This window comes from Mesorhizobium sp. KR9-304, from assembly GCF_040049215.1.
GTDB lineage: Bacteria > Pseudomonadota > Alphaproteobacteria > Rhizobiales > Rhizobiaceae > Mesorhizobium_K.
In genome coordinates this window covers 1,458,211-1,475,211 of record NZ_JBDZDN010000001.1, presented here as the reverse complement: position 1 = coordinate 1,475,211, position 17,001 = coordinate 1,458,211, and the positions used below count along the sequence as shown (strand labels likewise).

The following is a 17,001-nucleotide window of genomic DNA, read 5'->3' as shown; positions in this document are numbered from 1 at the left end:
CTTTCGCGCGCTATCTCAGGCGCAGGATACAGTCGGGTCCGATATCCGCGACAGTCCTTGCACCCATCAGGCCCATAACGCGGTCGATTTCCTTGCGGTAAAGTTCAAGCACGTGGCGAACGCCGGCTTCGCCGCCGACTGCCAGACCCCAGAGTTGCGGCCTGCCAATGAGGCAGAACGATGCGCCAAGCGCCAGCGCCTTGGCCATGTCGGCGCCGCGCCGGATGCCTCCATCGATAAGGACCGGGATCCGCTTGCCTACCGCATCGACGACAGCCGGCAATGCGTCAAGCGACGCCGCGGCGCCATCGAGCTGGCGTCCGCCATGGTTCGAAACAATCATGCCGTCAATTCCACGCGCGACGGCCTCCTTCGCCTCCGCTGGGTGGAGGACGCCTTTGAGGAGCATCGGCCCTTTCCAGAAGGAACGTATCCAGTCTACCTCGGCCCAGGACATGCTCGGGTCGAGCAAGCTGCCCATCCGGGCGGCAATCGCCGCCAGTTCCGCTTTTTCTCCGGTTTTCAGATAGTTGGCGAAGGTGATCCTGGGCAATGTCGTTCGCATGCGGAGCAACCATCGCGCCTTGGTCGCGGCCTGGAGTGCGCCGGCGACGCCGAAGCGAGGCGGAATAGAGAATCCATTGCGAATGTCGCGCTCGCGATTGCCCAGCAACTGGTTGTCGATGGTGAGGACCAGCGCGTCGTATTTCGCCGCGGCAGCACGCTCGATCATTTCGCGCGTAAAGCCTCGGTCGGTATAGACGAATATCTGCATCCAGCGAGGCCCTGCCGACACGGCGGCAATGTCTTCCAGCGTGCAAACGGAGCCGTGACTGGCGACATAGGGCACGCCGGCATCACTTGCGGCGCGGGCGGATGCACATTCTCCATCCGGCCAGAACAGGCCCGATAACCCGGTCGGCCCGATGCCCAGCGGCATGGAGAGCTTCCTGCCGAACAGCGTCACCGAGAGATCGCGGTCTACAGCCCCGTTGAGCGGCCGCGGCAGCAGCGCGACATCGTCGAAAGCCTGTTCGTTGCGGCGCAGCGTTCGCTCGTCTTCGGCGCCGCCGTCGCCGAAATCGAACACCGGCAGCGGCAGAACGCGCTTCGCCTCGTCGCGGACCTTGGCAATGCTGTAAAGGCGGCTGAAAAAAGCCGCCGAGCCCGCCGACCCGGATCGGACGACTGGCCGGCTCACGCGTTGCGACTGCCGGCAATGCGGCCATGATAGGTCGGCCGGCCGCCTCGGGGAATTCGCGTACGGCAAAGCGTACCGTCGAAGGACGGGTCGCTGCCATCGGCGAGCACGCCGGCATTGGTGATCCACAGCGTCTCGCCGTCGAAGACGCAGTTGGTGGTGGCTTTCCCGCAGCGGATGAAACCGTCAGGCGTTCCGTCCGGGTTCAGGACATGGATGCCTCCGGCAAAAATGTCGGTGACATAGAGGCGGCCATCGGCACCAACCTTCATCCCGTCCGGGATTGGATTGTCGCCGGGCAACTTGCCGAGATCGTCGCGGCGGCCGTCCGGCCGCTGACGGCAGACGCGCCCTGTATAGGATTCAGCCCAGACAATCGATCCGTCGGCCTCGACCCCAAGGCCATTTGGAAAGGTCGGCGTCTTGAAATGCACCACAACTTTCGCGCTGCCGTCCGGAAGCAGCGCAAAGATGTAGCTCGGATCGGGAGCCTTGGGATTATACGTGCCGGGATCGGTGAAGATCAGTCTGCCGTCAGCGGCGAAGACCAGGTCATTGGGACCGTTCAGCTTGATCCCATCGACCTCCGTCAGGATAATCTCAGCCTTACCGCCCTCAACCACGCGCTGGATCGATGGCGTCGTCATCTCCGAGGCGCGCCACGGGCCGGTTGTGCCGCCGTTCTGGCACACATAGAGCGCGCCATCGGAACCGAGCACGCAGGAATTGGGCGCCCCGGCGACATAGGCGAAACGGTTCGCCTTGCCTTTTGCGTCGATTGCCGTCAGCTGGCTACGGTAGCTTTCGACAAGCACGATGCGGCCGTCGGGCAGGACGGTCGGACCTTCCGGCCAGCCAAGTCCCGTCGCGACTGTCTCGACAGCCGTCATGGACACTTCCGACATGCACTCCTCCCAGAGCGGAAGACATCCGGTGGCCGCGGCGCTTCCAAGCCGCTGATGTTCCAGCAGGATACCGGATCGTCAAGGCGCAATGCAGGCGTCCTTGGATAATATGAGCAAACGTATGGCGTTTCAGAGATTTCGAGGAGGCCTTCACCGGTGGGAACTTCCTACGCGCCGCTTGCGTGCCCGAAATGCTCTTCTTATATACGCCGCAACCGCGAGAGCCGGCCGCAACGCTTGAGCTTTGGCGGAATTTCCAGTGAACAGGGGTCGTCCCCGGAACGCCTCATTGGGTCCTGACGGCCTGCTTGAAGGAGAGATCGGAAAAATGGCTAAAGTAATCGGCATCGACCTCGGCACCACCAATTCCTGCATCGCCATCATGGATGGCAAGGAGCCCAAGGTCATCGAGAATGCGGAGGGCGCGCGCACGACCCCTTCCATCGTCGCGTTCACGGACGGCGACGAACGTCTGGTAGGCCAGCCGGCAAAGCGCCAGGCGGTCACCAATCCCGAAAATACCATCTTCGCGGTCAAGCGCCTGATCGGCCGCCGCTATGACGATCCGGTCACCGAGAAGGACAAGAAGCTCGTCCCCTACAAGATCGTCAAGGGCGACAATGGCGACGCCTGGGTCGAGGCCGGCGGCAAGAAGCAGTCGCCCTCGCAGATCTCGGCGATGATCCTGCAGAAGATGAAGGAGACGGCGGAAGCCTATCTCGGCGAGAAGGTCGAGAAGGCGGTCATAACCGTTCCGGCCTATTTCAACGACGCCCAGCGCCAGGCCACAAAGGACGCCGGCAAGATCGCCGGCCTTGAAGTGCTGCGCATCATCAACGAGCCGACCGCTGCCGCCCTCGCCTACGGCCTCGACAAGAAGGACGGCAAGACGATCGCCGTCTACGACCTTGGCGGCGGCACTTTCGATATCTCGGTGCTGGAGATCGGCGACGGCGTGTTCGAGGTGAAGTCGACCAACGGCGACACGTTCCTCGGCGGCGAGGATTTCGACATGCGCCTGGTCGAGTATCTGGCGGCCGAGTTCAAGAAGGAACAGGGCATCGACCTGAAGAACGACAAGCTTGCCCTGCAGCGGCTGAAGGAAGCCGCCGAGAAGGCGAAGATCGAGCTGTCGTCGAGCGCCCAGACCGAGATCAACCTGCCCTTCATCACCGCCGACCAGACCGGCCCGAAGCACCTGACGATGAAGCTGACGCGCGCCAAGTTCGAGCAGCTTGTCGACGACCTCGTGCAGCGCACGGTCGAGCCGGTGAAGGCCGCGCTCAAGGATGCGGGCCTCAAGGCCGGCGAGATCGACGAAGTGGTCCTGGTCGGCGGCATGACCCGCATGCCCAAGATCCAGGAGATCGTGAAGCAGTTCTTCGGCAAGGAGCCGCACAAGGGCGTCAACCCCGACGAGGTGGTTGCGCTGGGCGCGGCGATCCAGGCCGGCGTGCTGCAGGGTGACGTCAAGGACGTGCTGCTGCTCGACGTGACGCCGCTGTCGCTCGGCATCGAGACGCTTGGCGGCGTGTTCACGCGCCTGATCGAACGCAACACCACGATCCCGACCAAGAAGAGCCAGGTGTTCTCCACCGCCGAGGACAGCCAGTCTGCCGTGACCATCCGCGTCTTCCAGGGTGAGCGCGAAATGGCCGCCGACAACAAGGCGCTCGGCCAGTTCGACCTGGTCGGCATTCCGCCGGCCCCGCGCGGCGTGCCGCAGATCGAGGTCACCTTCGACATCGACGCCAACGGCATCGTCAACGTCTCGGCCAAGGACAAGGGCACCGGCAAGGAGCACCAGATCCGCATCCAGGCGTCGGGCGGCCTTTCGGACGCCGACATCGAAAAGATGGTTAAGGACGCCGAAGCCAACGCCGAGAACGACAAGAAGCGCCGCGCGCTGGTCGAGGCGCGCAACCAGGCCGAGAGCCTCGTGCACTCGAGCGAAAAGTCGCTGAAGGAATATGGCGACAAGGTCTCGGAGGCCGACCGCGCCGCGATCGCCGACGCCATCGCCGCGCTGAAGATCGCTGCCGAGGGCGACGGCGCCGATGCGATCAACGCCGCTACGCAGACGCTCGCCGAAGCCTCGATGAAGCTCGGCCAGGCGATGTACGAGGCAAGCCAGAAGGAAACGGCGGAAGCCGACGCCAAGGCGGACGCGGCCAAGGACTCGGACGTGGTCGACGCCGACTTCGAGGAGATCGACGAGGACGACGACAAGAAGAAGTCGGCCTGATCGCCTACAAGCTCAAAGCGAGAGGCCCGGCGCCAGCGCCGGGCTTCTTTGCAAGGAAGCTCAAAAAATGTCTTGTGTTGCACCAGAACTCTGGCGTCGCGAAGATCGGCTAACTAAATCGGAAGCCAGTTATTCGCAGGATAGCATGACACAATGCGCCAAGGCATTGAACGTCCGGGCATCGGGGCAAGATGAAAGCTGATTTCTACGAAACGCTCGGCGTGCAGAAGGGCGCCGACGAGAAGCAGCTCAAGGCGGCGTTCCGCAAGCTTGCCATGCAGTTCCATCCGGATCGCAACCCCGGCGATCACTCCTGCGAGCACAGGTTCAAGGAAATCAACGAAGCCTACGAGACGCTGAAGGACCCGCAAAAGCGCGCCGCCTATGACCGTTTCGGTCACGCCGCCTTCGAGAATGGCGGCATGAACGGCGGCGGCCAGGGTTTCGGCGCGGGTGGCTTCGCCGACATCTTCGAGGACATCTTCGGCGACATGATGGGCGGCGGCCGCCGCCGCTCGTCCGGCGGCCGCGAGCGCGGCGCGGACCTGCGCTACAACATGGAGATCTCGCTGGAGGAAGCCTATACTGGCAAGACCGCGCAGATCAGGGTCCCGGCATCCATCTCCTGCAGCGATTGCTCGGGCAGCGGCGCCAAGCCCGGCACGCAGCCCGTGACCTGCACGATGTGCGGCGGCCATGGCAAGGTGCGCGCCACGCAAGGCTTCTTCTCGATCGAACGAACCTGCCCGACCTGCCAGGGCCGGGGCCAGACGATCAACGACCCCTGCCCGAAATGCTCCGGCCAGGGCCGCATCGTCGAGGAGCGTTCGCTGTCGGTCAACATTCCGGCCGGCATCGAGGACGGCACGCGCATCAGGCTCGCCAACGAGGGCGAGGCGGGGCTGCGCGGCGGACCTTCGGGCGATCTCTACATCTTCCTGGCGGTCAAGCCGCACGAATTCTTCCAGCGCGACGGCGCCGACCTCTACTGCAAGGTGCCGATCTCGATGACGACGGCCGCGCTTGGCGGACAATTCGAAGTGGCGACGCTCGACGGCACCCAGACGCGCGTCAAGGTGCCCGAAGGCACGCAAAACGGCCGCCAGTTCCGCCTCAAGGGCAAAGGCATGCCCGTGCTGCGCCAGCCGCAGATAGGCGATCTCTACATCCAGACGGCCGTCGAGACGCCGCAGAACCTGTCGAAGCGCCAGCGCGAACTGCTGGAGGAATTCGAAAAGCTCTCCTCGACGGAAAATTCGCCGCAGTCGAGCGGCTTCTTCTCGCGCATGAAGGACTTCTTCGAGTCGTTCGGCGAAAGCTGATCGCTGCCCGCAGCCGGAGCAGGCGGGTTGCTTCCTGAGCAAAAACGACAAAAACCGTTGAGAACGCGACATACAAAGCTTGCGTTGACGCAGCGGACTGTTATGTGTCCCGCAACCGACTGATGGAGACCGTTGATGGCCGCTTCGGGACTGCGCAAGTTCGCCGAGAAATTCGACGACGAGCTGAAGTTCTTCAAGGGCTGGATCGACAGGCCGAGAGCGGTCGGTTCCATCATTCCAACCAGTTCGGTGACGGCGAGGCTTATGGCCTCGATCATCGACGCAAAATCAGGCCTTCCCGTCCTGGAGGTCGGACCCGGAACCGGTGTTATCACGAAGGCGATCTTACGTCGCGGCGTGAAGCCGTCCGACCTATATGCGGTCGAATATTCGCATGACTTCGTCAAACATCTCAGGCGGAACTACCCGGACGTCAACGTGATCGAGGGCGACGGTTTCAATCTCGATATGACGCTTGGCGAAAAGCGCGACCTGGTGTTCGACTGTGTGGTCTCCGGCGTGCCGCTGCTCAACTTCCCGGTCGCGCGTCGCGTCGCCTATCTAGAAAGCCTGCTCAGGCGCATCCCGAGCGGGCGCCCCGTGGTTCAGCTCACCTACGGGCCGAAATCGCCGATACCGCCCGGCCTCGGCGACTACACGGTCGAGCACTTCCATTTCATCATCCGCAACATTCCCCCGACGCAGCTTTGGCTCTACCGCCGCGCGCCGCTGAACTGATGCCGCTCCTCATTCAAGGGCAGCATGTCGACATATTGATTCGATCGCGTCTTTGCCTATAGCTGCGGCTAAAGGAACGGCCGTGCCTGTCATACCGAAAATTCTCATCTTCGCCGGGTCGCTGCGCACCGGCGCCTTCAGTGTCAGGACCGCCGACGCGGCGATGAAGGAACTCGCGTTGCAGGGCGCCGAGGTTACCCGCATCTCGCTCGGCGACTATGCGCTGCCGATCATGGACCAAGACCTCGAGAAGGAAAAAGGCGTTCCCGAAAACGCGCAGAAGCTCGCGCGCCAGATCGCGGCCCATGACGGCTTTCTCATCGCCAGCCCCGAGTACAACGCATCGATACCGCCGCTGGTCAAGAACACGATCGATTGGGTGAGCCGCGTGCGTCGCGACGGCGGGCGCCCCTTCAAGCCCTTCGACGGCAAGATTGCGGCGATCTGTTCGTCGTCGGACGGCAACTTCGCCGGCGTGCGCGGACTCTACCATCTGCGCGCCGTGCTGATGGCTTGCCAGGTCGAGGTGATCACGCCGCAATGTTCGGTCGCGAGGGCGTCCGAGGCATTCGACGAGGACGGCCAGTTCAAGGAAGAGCGGTTGCGCCACCAGATGGAGACGGTTTGCCGGACCCTGATCGAGCGCGCCGCGATGATGTCGACGAGGATCGAGCCCTGACGGCTAAGGAAGGCGGAGCGGCATGCGCGAAAGATTGATCGTCGGGCTGGACGTGCCGACTGTTGCCGAGGCCGAGATGGTCATACGCGACCTCGACGGCGTCGTCTCCTTCTACAAGATCGGCTACCAACTCGCCTTCGCGGGAGGCCTCGGCCTGGCGCGCGAGCTTGCGGCGGGCGGTACGAGCATCTTTCTCGACATGAAGCTGCTCGACATCGACAATACAGTCGCAAGTGGCGTGGAGAATGTCGTCAAGATGGGCATGTCGATGCTGACGCTGCATGCCTATCCGAAGGCGATGCGCGCCGCGGTCGAGGCCGCGAGGGGCTCGGACCTGACTCTGCTCGGCGTGACCGTGCTGACCTCGATGGACGAAAACGACATGGTCGAGGCCGGCTACGAATACGATCCGCATACTCTGGTGCTGCGCCGCGCCGAACAGGCGCTCGCCGCCGGCATGGGCGGCATCGTCTGCTCGGCGGACGAAGCGGCCGCGGTGCGCAAGATCGTCGGACCGGAACTCGCCGTGGTGACCCCGGGCATCCGGCCAGCCGGCGCCGACCATGGCGACCAGAAGCGTGTGATGACGCCGGGCGATGCCGTACGCGCGGGCGCCAGCCACCTCGTGGTGGGGCGGCCGATCGTGAAGGCGCCAGACCGGCGCGCGGCCGCGCAGGCGATCCTCGCCGAGATGGCCTCGGCCTGAACGATGTCAGGGAGGGAAAGATGCCGAAAGGATACTGGATCGCGCATGTCGATGTGAAGGACGCCGAAGCCTACAAGGACTACGTGGCGGCAGCGAAGATTGCCTTCGAGAAGCATGGCGCGAAGTTTCTGGCGCGCGGCGGAGCCTGCGAGGCGACTGAAGGACGCGGCTGGGCGCGCAACGTGGTGATCGAGTTCCCGTCGCTCAAGGCGGCGCAGGATTGCTATCACTCGCCGGAATACAGTGCGGCGCGGGCGATCCGCCGGAAGTTCGCGGATGCGGAAATGGTGCTCGTCGAAGGTATTCCCGATTGAAGCGCTTGAAATCAAATGGATTTCCGGCAGCGTGGACCAACATCGCCGGGTAGGTCGCGCGGCCCGACGTATTGCATCGCAACAAAACATCGCTAACTTCGTTGTCTAAGAATCGGAGCAGCCGGGGCAAAGCCCGGCGCAGCGGGGTTTGACCTTGTTCTATCAGCTCTACGAATTGAACTACGCCGCGGTGCAGCCCATGCGCGCCTATGCCGACGCGGTGAAGCTGCTTTATTCCAATCCCCTCAATCCGGTTTCGCATACGCCCTTCGGCCGTTCGGTGGCCGCCGCCGCCGAACTCTTCGAACGCACGACGCGCCGCTACGCCAAGCCGACCTTCGGCTTGACGAAGACCGTGGTCGACTGGAAGACGGTCGCGGTGAAGGAAGAGGTCGTCTGGTCGCGGCCTTTCTGCAACCTGATCCGCTTTGAGCGCGACCTGCCGGCCGCACGCAGGGCCGATCCGAAGCTGTTGATCGTCGCGCCGATGTCGGGTCATTACGCGACGCTGCTGCGCGGCACGGTCGAGGCGATGCTGCCCTATGCCGACGTCTACATCACCGACTGGACCGATGCGCGCATGGTGCCGCTCGCCGAGGGCAAATTCGATCTCGACGACTACATCGACTACGTCGTCGACATGTTCCACGAACTCGGGCCCGACACGCATGTGATGGCCGTATGCCAGCCTTCGGTGCCCGTGCTTGCCGCCGTTGCCGTCATGGAAGCGAAGGGCGACCGCTTCGCGCCGGCGACGATGACGCTGATGGGAGGACCGGTCGACACGCGCCGCAATCCGACAGCGGTCAACGTGCTCGCCAAGGAGAAGGGACTGGGCTGGTTCCGCGACAATGTCATCATGCCGGTGCCGTGGCCGGTGCCCGGCTTCGCGCGCGAGGTCTATCCGGGCTTCCTGCAACTCTCCGGCTTCATGGGCATGAACCTTGACCGCCATATCACGGCGCACAAGGAGTTCTTCATGCATCTCGTCAAGAACGACGGCGACGGAGCCGAGAAGCACCGCGACTTCTATGACGAATATCTCGCGGTGATGGATCTGACCGCCGAGTTCTACCTGCAGACGGTCGACACCGTGTTCATACGTCATGCCCTGCCCAAGGGCGAGATGAAGCATCGTGGGGTGACTGTGGACCCGAAAGCGATCCGCAACGTTGCCCTGCTCACCATCGAGGGCGAGAACGACGACATCTCCGGTATCGGCCAGACCGAAGCGGCGCATGGTCTGTGCAGCAACATCCCGCCTGAAATGCATGTGCACTACATGCAGCCGGCGGTCGGCCACTACGGCGTCTTCAACGGCTCGCGCTTCCGCGCGGAGATCGTTCCGCGCATCGCCGATTTCATCGCCAGCTACGGGCGAGGAGCCCGGGCGGCAACCACGCCGAAAACCAAGACGGCAAAGCACCAGTAAGCACGACCGTCCGTGCCTGATTGTTGCAAATCCGCCGCTATTGGATTCGTGCGCGTAACCATCACGACAATCTGACGGCCAATCGAATTGACAGCCCCGAAAATTCGCCTTTAACGTTTGCTTAAGAAACAAAAACGGGCGGGCCGGGGTAAATGGCTTCCTCACGGAGAACGAGGCAGGCGTCGCTACGCGCCCTGACAATTGCGGGGTTTGCGGCGGGTTTATCCGTTTCGCAGGCATCCGCCTCGCCGCCGATGCTGACCGGCGGCCTAACCTCGCAGCCGATCGGCCATTACGAATTTTGCAGGGCCAACCCTGTCGAATGCAACATCCGTTTGCGCGATCCCGGGCCCGAGCACATGAGCGGCACGCTGTGGAAAGCCATCGTGGCCGTCAATGTCGGCGTCAATGCAGCCATCACGCCGATGAACGATTCCGACATCTACGGCAAGGACGAGGTCTGGGCCTATCCCGACGGCGTCGGCGACTGCGAGGACTATGTGCTTGAAAAGCGCCGCGACCTGATGCGGCAGGGCCTGTCGCTGTCGAACCTCCTGATCACGGTCGTGCGCAAGCCTGACGGAGAGGGCCATGCCATCCTGACCGTGCGCACCGACAAAGGCGATTTCGTCCTGGACAACCTCACCGATACCGTCCGCACGTGGGATCTGACGGGTTACCGTTTCCTGAAGCGCCAGGCGAGCAATCACACCGGCCGTTGGGTCACGATCCGCGACAGCCAGCCAGCGGCGCCGCTCGTCGCCGCGGTGAAATAGCATCGGACCGAAAAGTGCGCAGCGGTTTTCGGATAAATCCGACGCTGAAACAACGAGATAGGGCGGCGAAGCGATTCCGATTGAGCGTTCGCCGCTCTAGCCCCGTCTTCCGGGCCGCCTCCTTGCTTCGTCGGCCTGCCGCTCACGCGGGCAAATGACGCGGGTTGCGCCCTCCACACAGGCAGCTGATCTCGATCTGTGCGCCGGGCCCTATGCCGCCTGCGCCATGCGTTCGGCGCTGATGCGATAGGAAATCGCCTCGGCGAGATGAATGCGGCCGACCGTTTCGGCCTGGTCGAGATCGGCAAGCGTGCGCGCTACACGCAATACGCGGTGATAGGCGCGCGCGGAGAAGCCGAGTTTTTCGCTGGCATCGCGCAGCAGCGCGAGCCCCGCTGCGTCGGGCGCCGCGATGTCTTCGATCAGCGATGTTGGGCAATGCGCGTTGTTCGTCGCCGAAACCCCGAGACGATCGAGCCGCTCCTGCTGGATTCGCCGCGCAGCGAGCACGCGCGCGGCCACCGCGCTACTCGCTTCGGCCCGGCCCGGCCGAATGAGATCGCTTGCCGACACCGCGGGGACGTCGACGCGCAGGTCGATGCGGTCGAGCAGCGGTCCGGAAATGCGCGCCTGATAGTCCGCATGGCAGCGCGGGCCGCGCGCGCAGCGATAACCCGGCTCGCCCGCCATGCCGCACCGGCACGGGTTCATCGCGGCGACGAGTTGGACGCGCGCGGGATAGGTGATGCGGTGATTGGCGCGGGCGATCATGCATTCGCCGGCCTCGAGCGGCTGTCGCAGCGCATCGAGCGCCTGCGGCGAGAACTCCGGGAATTCGTCGAGGAACAGCACGCCGTTATGCGCCAGCGACACCTCGCCGGGCCGAATGCGCAAACCGCCACCGACCAAGGCAGCCATCGAGGCCGAATGATGCGGCGCGCGGAACGGCCGCCGGTCCGTCAGTTTGCCGCCGGCGAGTTCGCCGGCCATCGAGGCGATCATCGAAACTTCGAGAAGTTCTTTCGGCTGCAGCCGCGGCAGGATCGAGGGAAGGCGCTGCGCCAGCATCGATTTGCCCGAGCCGGGTGGGCCGATCATCAGGAGGTTGTGACCGCCGGCGGCCGCCACCTCCAATGCGCGCTTCGCGCTCTCCTGCCCCTTGATGTCGGCGAGGTCGGGCAGGTTGCTTGCCGGCACATGCACCGCGGCTTCCGGACGCGACAGTACCTGCGTGCCGCGAAAATGATTGGCGACGGCGATCAGGCTGCGTGGTGCGATTATGTCGATGTCGGCCCCGGCCCAGGCCGCCTCCGGGCCACAGGCATGCGGGCAGATCAGCCCCTTGCCTTCCGCATTGGCGCCGATCGCGGCGGGCAACGCGCCGGCCACCGCGGCGATGGTGCCGTCGAGAGACAACTCGCCGAGCACGACATAAGCCGACAGCGCGTCACCGGGAATGGCGCCGAGCGCCGCCATCAGGCCGAGCGCGATCGGCAGGTCGTAGTGGCTGCCTTCCTTTGGCAAATCGGCCGGCGCGAGGTTGACCGTCACTTTCTTGGCTGGCATCGAAAGGCCGGAGGCGTGCAACGCGGCCTGCACGCGCTCTCGGCTCTCGGCCACCGCCTTGTCGGGCAGGCCGACGATGTGCATGCCGGTCTTTCCCGGTGCGATCATGACCTGAACGTCCACCGGCACCGCCTCGATGCCTTGGAATGCAACCGTGCGCACGCGCGAAACCATGCCGCCCCTCCGGACCCGACGGCGAACTGCCGCCCCAAGATCGGATCAGATTTCCCTATACGTCAGGAAAGCACGACTTTTTGGATAAAGCAAGAACAAGACGGGAACAAATATAAGGTCGCCATAGGGGGTCGACGCCTCGCCCCTGGCCTACGACTGAATAGCCTTTGGAGCGGCCTGTATTGGCTGCTTAGCCTTCCTGCGCGCCGTTACCGGAGCCGTTCAACTGATCGGAAAGGGCAACCGCGAAAGCCGTGACGCTGGAAAGGCACTCGCGACGCCTCAGCGTCGGCTTCTGATAAGATTTCTTCATTACCCAACTCCTGGAGCGGAGGTCGGAAAAAATGTCACGGTTTAGGGCTTCTCGTCAAATGCGGACATTCGCCAAGCAGCTTGGATCGCGCTTAGGAACAAGACGGGAACAAATATATGGCGCCAGCTGCCGTCCGGTTGTAGCGGGTTGTAGCCCCGGAACAAACCGTGGGACAGGGCCCGACGATCAGCAACGGAGTCAAGCGACCAGGAATATATGATCCTGGATCTAACCCTTGCGGGTCTCCACCGCATCCCAGAACAGCGAGGCGATGTCGGCGCCGCCGAAGCGCTGCACCTCGCGCACGCCGGTCGGAGACGTGACATTGATTTCGGTCATGTAGTCGCCGATCACGTCGATGCCGACGAGAATGAAGCCGCGCTCCCTGAGCGACGGGCCGATGCGGGCGCAGATCTCGCGCTCGCGTTCGGTCAGGTCGGTCTTCTCGGCGCGGCCGCCGACATGCATATTGGAGCGGGAATCGTGCTCGGCCGGAACGCGGTTGATCGCGCCGACCGGCTCGCCCTCGATCAGGATGATGCGCTTGTCGCCCTTGCGGACATCCTTGAGGTAGCGCTGCACGATGAAGGGCTCCCGAAACACCTGGCCGAACATCTCAAGCAGCGAGGCGAGGTTGCGGTCCGCGTCATGCAGGTGAAAGACGCCCGCGCCGCCATTGCCATAGAGCGGCTTGACGATGATGTCGCCGAACTCCTTGCGGAAGGCGTCCACTTCCCGCGCGTCCTTGGTGATCAGCGTCTCCGGCATCAGGTCGGGAAAATCGGTGACGAAAATCTTCTCCGGACTGTTGCGGACCCAGGCCGGGTCGTTGACGACCAGCGTCCCGGGGTGGATGCGCTCGAGGATATGCGTGGTCGTGATGTAGTTCATGTCGAAGGGCGGATCCTGCCTGAGCAGGATCACGTCCATTTCCGACAGGTCGGTTCGGACGGGCGCGCCGAGCGAGAAATGATTGCCCTTCTCGTCGCGCACCGTCATCTCCTCGATGCGGGCGAAGACCTTGCCGCCGAGCATGGACAGGCGGTCGGGCGTGTAGTGGAAAAGCGTGTGGCCGCGGCGCTGCGCCTCGAGCGACAGCGCGAAACTCGTGTCGCCGGCGATCGACACGGTCGAGACGTGGTCCATCTGGACGGCGACCTTCAGCGGCATGGGATGCTCCGGAAAATTCTGTCGTCAGCGATATAGGGATATGCGCGGCGTCTGCCAATCGGGCCAAGCGGGCAACATTTGGGGCAGGGCAGTCCTCAGCGGTCGAAGACCAGCCTGGAATAGCCGAGATATGAGAGCGCCATCGCGGCGAGCGAGGCGATGACCAGAGCCAGGAGCGGCGCCATCCACGGCATGGCGAGCAGAAGCACGCTGTAGACGAGATAGTTGACGACGCTGGTGCTGACGCCGACGCCGCCGTAGCGAACTCCCTCCCGCAGCATGCCCCGGCTGGAAGGTCCGAAGGTGAGCGCGCGGTTGCAAAGCCAGGTGACTGTCAGCCCGAAGCCGATCGAGATCAGCCGGGCGGCGAAGGGACCGAGAGGCGTCGTCGCCAGCAGCAGGGCGAGCATCGCGGCGTCGGCGACGAAACCGATTCCGCCGACGACCGTGAATCGCAGGATGCGGCTCATGCCGCGCGCGACGGATCTGACCGTTGGGCGCGTTTGCCCGCCGGCGGCGAAAGCTCGCGCGCCTCTCGCTTCGCGCGTCGCGCCGGGATGCTGAGATAGAAGATGCGCTTCTGCTCGGCGCGGCCGCGCGACACCGAATCGAGGATGAGCCCGGTGACGACCATCATGGCCGAGAACATCAGCATGCCGAGCGACAGCACCCAAGTCGGCATTCTGGGCACGAGGCCGGTCGCGGCGTATTCGATCAGGATCGGCGTCATCAGCACTAGGCTGGCGACGGCAAAGATGGCCGCTATTGCGCTGAAGAAACGCATCGGCTGCGTTTCCTTGGCGAGCATGGCGAACATCCAGAGGATTTTGGCGCCGTCCTTGTAGGTCGACAGTTTCGAGGCGGAACCGTCCGGACGGCGGCCGTAGTCGAGCGCGATCTCGCTCACCGGCAGCTTGAGCTGCGAGGCATGCACCGACATCTCCGTCTCGATCTCGAACCCGCCGGAAACCGCCGGGAAGCTTTTCACGAAACGGCGGGTGAAGGCGCGGTAGCCGGAGAAGATGTCGGTGAAGTCGCGGCCGAAGAGACGCTTGTAGAGGCCGTTGAAGAGACGGTTGCCGAAGGCGTGGCCGGCGCGGCCGGCATCGTCGGTGACGCCGCGGCGCGTGCCGACGGCCATGTCGGAATGCGCCGTCAAAAGCGTGTTGATAAGCTGCGGCGCATCCTCCGGCGCATAGGTGCCGTCGCCGTCGACCATGAGGTAGATGTCGGCCTCGATGTCGGCGAACATGCGCCTGACCACATTGCCCTTGCCCTGGCGCGGTTCGCGCACGACGATCGCGCCGCTCGCCCGGGCCCTGAGCGCGGTGAGGTCGCTCGAATTGTTGTCGTAGACGTAGACCGAAGCGGACGGCAGCGTGGCGCGGAAGCGCGAAACCACGTCGCCGATCGTCTGCTCCTCATTGTAGCAGGGGATGAGAACCGCGATGGCGAGGTCTTCCAGGCCGCTGTGATGCATCGAAGTCTCCGCTCTGCCGCTGGTGCGGCGGGCAGCCATCCGGCGCTTTACTATTTATTGAAGCCGTTAAGGCTAGGTTTAGGACCAGCCCCAAACTGGCGGATTTGTTTTCCGGAAAAGCGCATGGCGATGACGATGGCCGGCTCGCGGCTCGGCAAGGAACCGTTCTGGCGCAGCGACGTGGCCAAGGCGCTGGCGGCGATGCTTCTCGTCGCGGCGGTCGCGGCGGCCGGCGGCTTCCAGAGCCTTGACGGAACCGCCGACAACGACAGCCTGCTCAGGCTTGTCGAAGTGCGCGACCTGATCGCGGGCCAGGGCTGGTTCGACCTGCATCAGTACCGCATGGGGACTGGCGGCGGGCTGCTGATGCACTGGTCGCGGCTGGTCGATGCGCCGATCGCAGCAATCGTTCTTGCGGTCGCGGCCGTGACCGGCTCGCAGGCCGTTGGCGAAATCGCCGCGCTTGTCGTCTGGCCCATCGCGCTCTACGCGGTGGCTCTCTACCTGCTCCTGCGCATCGGCCGTCTCGTGGCCGGCGACGAGGCGATGTTCCCGCTCACGATCATCGGCGCGGCCACGCTCTACTATGTCGGCATCTTCGTGCCGGGCGCGATCGACCATCACAACGTCCAGCTCGTGCTGATGCTGGCCATGGTGCTGTTCCTGCTGCAGGCGGGCCGGGACAAGCTCTCTGCCTGGCTTGCCGGCATTTCGGCCGTGCTGATGCTGGCGGTCGGCATGGAGACCGCTCCCTACGTCGCGGTCGGCGGCCTGTTCGTCGCCGGCTGGTTCCTTGTTGGAGGCAAAGAGGCGAACGGCGTCGCGTCCGGCTTCGGCATCGCCTTCGCGGCGGCGTCAGCGGTTGTGCTCGTTGCGACGGTTCCGGCGTCGCAATGGGGTGCGGCCTATTGCGATGCCTATTCCGTCGTCCAATTCGCCATGGGCGTGCTGGCCGGCGCCGGCCTTGCGGCGATTGCGTCGACGCCAGCGCTGAACGGCGGTCTTGCGCGGCGCGCAGCGTCACTTGCCGTGCTTGGCGCCGCCGTGGCGGCGCTGGCGCTGATCTATTTTCCACAATGCCTGAACGATCCCTATGCGGACCTGGCGCCGATGCTGCAAAGCCATTGGCTCGGCCTGGTCGGCGAGGCGCAGCCGCTGTGGAGCCTGCTCGCCAGGGAACCGGAGGCTGCGGCGGGTCACTATGCGACGGTGCTGATCGCGCTGGCGGTGCTGGCGCTGCATATACGCAAGCGCGGCCTGAGCCGCGAGGACGTGCTGATCGCGGCGATGCTGACGGTCGCGCTGCTGGTGAGCATCTGGCAGCTTCGCGGCTCGCGCTTCTCCGTGCCGCTTGCCTGCGTGCCGCTTGCGATGTGGGTCGCGCAATGGCGTGCGCGCGCGCAAGCCGAACCCGGTACCGCCTCTTCGCTCAAACTCGTGGGGGCCTGGCTCGTTTCCTTCAACGTGACCTGGATCCTGGCGACGCTCGGGCTCTGGCAGCTGCTGTCCTCGACCGAAGCGGGTGAGCAACCGGCCAAGGACAGGTGCTATAGCAGCGCCGACTATGCGCAGCTTGCCGCAATGCCGGCCGATGGCGTGCTGTCCATCTCCAATCTCGGCGCTCCGGTGCTGCGCTACACGCCGCACCGGGCGCTGGCCGGACCATACCACCGCAATCTGGAGGGCAATCTCGCCGCGCTCAATGCCTTCCTTGGAGCTCCTGAGAACGGCGGCGCGGTAGCCCGGGCAAACAATGTCGGGCTGGTCGCCTTCTGCCGCGGCAATCCGGAAACGGCGTTTCTGGCCAAGCGCGCCCCGGACGGGCTGTTGGCCGCGTTGCTTGCGGAAGACACGCCCGACTGGATGGAGATCGTGCCGGAAAGCCGGGGCAGACCGCTCGAACTCTACCGCGTCCTGCCGCTTCCCTAACGCCTCGCGCACGCCAGAAACGGACTGCCGCTGCGTCAACATCACGGGACG

At 64.2% G+C, this 17,001-nt stretch carries 16 protein-coding genes; 9 read left to right on the top strand and 7 right to left on the bottom strand.

Going from position 1 to position 17,001, the window contains the following annotated elements; genetic code table 11:
* Positions 1-10: 10 nt before the first annotated feature.
* Positions 11-1,201, bottom strand: a complete 1,191-nt coding sequence (locus ABLE71_RS06990; protein WP_348782624.1) for an alpha-hydroxy acid oxidase — start codon at positions 1,199-1,201, stop codon at positions 11-13.
* Entirely contained in the window at positions 1,198-2,106 is a 909-nt protein-coding gene (locus ABLE71_RS06985; RefSeq protein ID WP_348782623.1) for an SMP-30/gluconolactonase/LRE family protein, read from the bottom strand. The genes ABLE71_RS06990 and ABLE71_RS06985 overlap by 4 nt, the downstream gene beginning before the upstream one ends.
* A 328-nt stretch (positions 2,107-2,434) precedes the next feature.
* Between ABLE71_RS06985 and dnaK the strand changes: the two genes are divergently transcribed.
* The 8 genes from dnaK (at position 2,435) to ABLE71_RS06945 (ending at position 10,318) form a co-directional block, all read left to right on the top strand.
* Positions 2,435-4,351, top strand: a complete 1,917-nt coding sequence (dnaK, locus tag ABLE71_RS06980; RefSeq protein WP_348782622.1) for a molecular chaperone DnaK — start codon at positions 2,435-2,437, stop codon at positions 4,349-4,351.
* A 191-nt stretch (positions 4,352-4,542) separates the two neighbouring features.
* On the top strand, positions 4,543-5,673 hold the full coding sequence (gene dnaJ, locus ABLE71_RS06975) for a molecular chaperone DnaJ (RefSeq protein WP_348782621.1): 1,131 nt from the start codon (positions 4,543-4,545) through the stop codon (positions 5,671-5,673).
* A 135-nt stretch (positions 5,674-5,808) separates the two neighbouring features.
* Positions 5,809-6,411 carry a phospholipid N-methyltransferase PmtA gene (gene pmtA / locus ABLE71_RS06970; protein WP_348782620.1) on the top strand — a complete coding sequence of 201 codons (603 nt, stop codon included), beginning with the start codon at positions 5,809-5,811 and terminating at the stop codon, positions 6,409-6,411.
* A gap of 82 nt (positions 6,412-6,493) precedes the next feature.
* On the top strand, positions 6,494-7,090 hold the full coding sequence (locus tag ABLE71_RS06965) for an NAD(P)H-dependent oxidoreductase (protein WP_348782619.1): 597 nt from the start codon (positions 6,494-6,496) through the stop codon (positions 7,088-7,090).
* Positions 7,091-7,112: 22 nt separating this feature from the next.
* Positions 7,113-7,796 carry an orotidine-5'-phosphate decarboxylase gene (pyrF, locus tag ABLE71_RS06960; RefSeq protein WP_348782618.1) on the top strand — a complete coding sequence of 228 codons (684 nt, stop codon included), beginning with the start codon at positions 7,113-7,115 and terminating at the stop codon, positions 7,794-7,796.
* Positions 7,797-7,816: 20 nt separating this feature from the next.
* Entirely contained in the window at positions 7,817-8,110 is a 294-nt protein-coding gene (locus tag ABLE71_RS06955; RefSeq protein WP_348782617.1) for a DUF1330 domain-containing protein, read from the top strand.
* A 154-nt stretch (positions 8,111-8,264) separates the two neighbouring features.
* Entirely contained in the window at positions 8,265-9,542 is a 1,278-nt protein-coding gene (locus tag ABLE71_RS06950; protein ID WP_348783683.1) for a polyhydroxyalkanoate depolymerase, read from the top strand.
* A 152-nt stretch (positions 9,543-9,694) separates the two neighbouring features.
* Positions 9,695-10,318: a transglutaminase-like cysteine peptidase gene (locus ABLE71_RS06945; RefSeq protein ID WP_348782616.1), complete on the top strand. Its 624-nt coding sequence runs from the start codon at positions 9,695-9,697 to the stop codon at positions 10,316-10,318.
* A gap of 210 nt (positions 10,319-10,528) precedes the next feature.
* Here ABLE71_RS06945 and ABLE71_RS06940 read toward each other — a convergent pair whose 3' ends face one another.
* The 5 genes from ABLE71_RS06940 to ABLE71_RS06920 all read right to left on the bottom strand — a co-directional run bounded on the left by ABLE71_RS06940 (position 10,529) and on the right by ABLE71_RS06920 (position 15,021).
* Positions 10,529-12,058 (bottom strand): YifB family Mg chelatase-like AAA ATPase, encoded by a 1,530-nt coding sequence (locus tag ABLE71_RS06940; RefSeq protein ID WP_348782615.1) that lies wholly within the window; start codon positions 12,056-12,058, stop codon positions 10,529-10,531.
* A gap of 190 nt (positions 12,059-12,248) precedes the next feature.
* Positions 12,249-12,371 (bottom strand): hypothetical protein, encoded by a 123-nt coding sequence (locus ABLE71_RS06935; protein ID WP_348782614.1) that lies wholly within the window; start codon positions 12,369-12,371, stop codon positions 12,249-12,251.
* Between the two features lie 228 nt (positions 12,372-12,599).
* Entirely contained in the window at positions 12,600-13,541 is a 942-nt protein-coding gene (gshB, locus tag ABLE71_RS06930; RefSeq protein WP_348782613.1) for a glutathione synthase, read from the bottom strand.
* A gap of 95 nt (positions 13,542-13,636) precedes the next feature.
* The gene (locus ABLE71_RS06925; protein ID WP_348782612.1) at positions 13,637-14,011 is read right to left on the bottom strand and encodes a GtrA family protein; all 375 of its coding nucleotides are present in this window, start codon (positions 14,009-14,011) and stop codon (positions 13,637-13,639) included.
* The gene (locus tag ABLE71_RS06920) at positions 14,008-15,021 is read right to left on the bottom strand and encodes a glycosyltransferase (protein ID WP_348782611.1); all 1,014 of its coding nucleotides are present in this window, start codon (positions 15,019-15,021) and stop codon (positions 14,008-14,010) included. Before ABLE71_RS06920 ends, ABLE71_RS06925 begins: the two co-directional genes overlap by 4 nt.
* A 123-nt stretch (positions 15,022-15,144) precedes the next feature.
* Between ABLE71_RS06920 and ABLE71_RS06915 the strand changes: the two genes are divergently transcribed.
* Complete coding sequence (locus ABLE71_RS06915) at positions 15,145-16,950, top strand: GtrA family protein (RefSeq protein WP_348782610.1); 1,806 nt, start codon at positions 15,145-15,147, stop codon at positions 16,948-16,950.
* Positions 16,951-17,001: the final 51 nt, after the last annotated feature.

What these genes read in the sequence shown, in the direction of transcription:
- ABLE71_RS06935 (WP_348782614.1), bottom strand. Translation starts at nt 12,371, where the DNA reads ATGAAGAAATCTTATCAGAAGCCGACGCTGAGGCGTCGCGAGTGCCTT.
- ABLE71_RS06940 (WP_348782615.1), bottom strand. Translation starts at nt 12,058, where the DNA reads ATGGTTTCGCGCGTGCGCACGGTTGCATTCCAAGGCATCGAGGCGGTG.
- pyrF (WP_348782618.1), top strand. Translation starts at nt 7,113, where the DNA reads ATGCGCGAAAGATTGATCGTCGGGCTGGACGTGCCGACTGTTGCCGAG.
- ABLE71_RS06985 (WP_348782623.1), bottom strand. Translation starts at nt 2,106, where the DNA reads ATGTCGGAAGTGTCCATGACGGCTGTCGAGACAGTCGCGACGGGACTT.
- ABLE71_RS06925 (WP_348782612.1), bottom strand. Translation starts at nt 14,011, where the DNA reads ATGAGCCGCATCCTGCGATTCACGGTCGTCGGCGGAATCGGTTTCGTC.
- ABLE71_RS06955 (WP_348782617.1), top strand. Translation starts at nt 7,817, where the DNA reads ATGCCGAAAGGATACTGGATCGCGCATGTCGATGTGAAGGACGCCGAA.
- ABLE71_RS06920 (WP_348782611.1), bottom strand. Translation starts at nt 15,021, where the DNA reads ATGCATCACAGCGGCCTGGAAGACCTCGCCATCGCGGTTCTCATCCCC.
- pmtA (WP_348782620.1), top strand. Translation starts at nt 5,809, where the DNA reads ATGGCCGCTTCGGGACTGCGCAAGTTCGCCGAGAAATTCGACGACGAG.
- dnaJ (WP_348782621.1), top strand. Translation starts at nt 4,543, where the DNA reads ATGAAAGCTGATTTCTACGAAACGCTCGGCGTGCAGAAGGGCGCCGAC.
- gshB (WP_348782613.1), bottom strand. Translation starts at nt 13,541, where the DNA reads ATGCCGCTGAAGGTCGCCGTCCAGATGGACCACGTCTCGACCGTGTCG.
- ABLE71_RS06915 (WP_348782610.1), top strand. Translation starts at nt 15,145, where the DNA reads ATGGCGATGACGATGGCCGGCTCGCGGCTCGGCAAGGAACCGTTCTGG.
- dnaK (WP_348782622.1), top strand. Translation starts at nt 2,435, where the DNA reads ATGGCTAAAGTAATCGGCATCGACCTCGGCACCACCAATTCCTGCATC.
- ABLE71_RS06945 (WP_348782616.1), top strand. Translation starts at nt 9,695, where the DNA reads ATGGCTTCCTCACGGAGAACGAGGCAGGCGTCGCTACGCGCCCTGACA.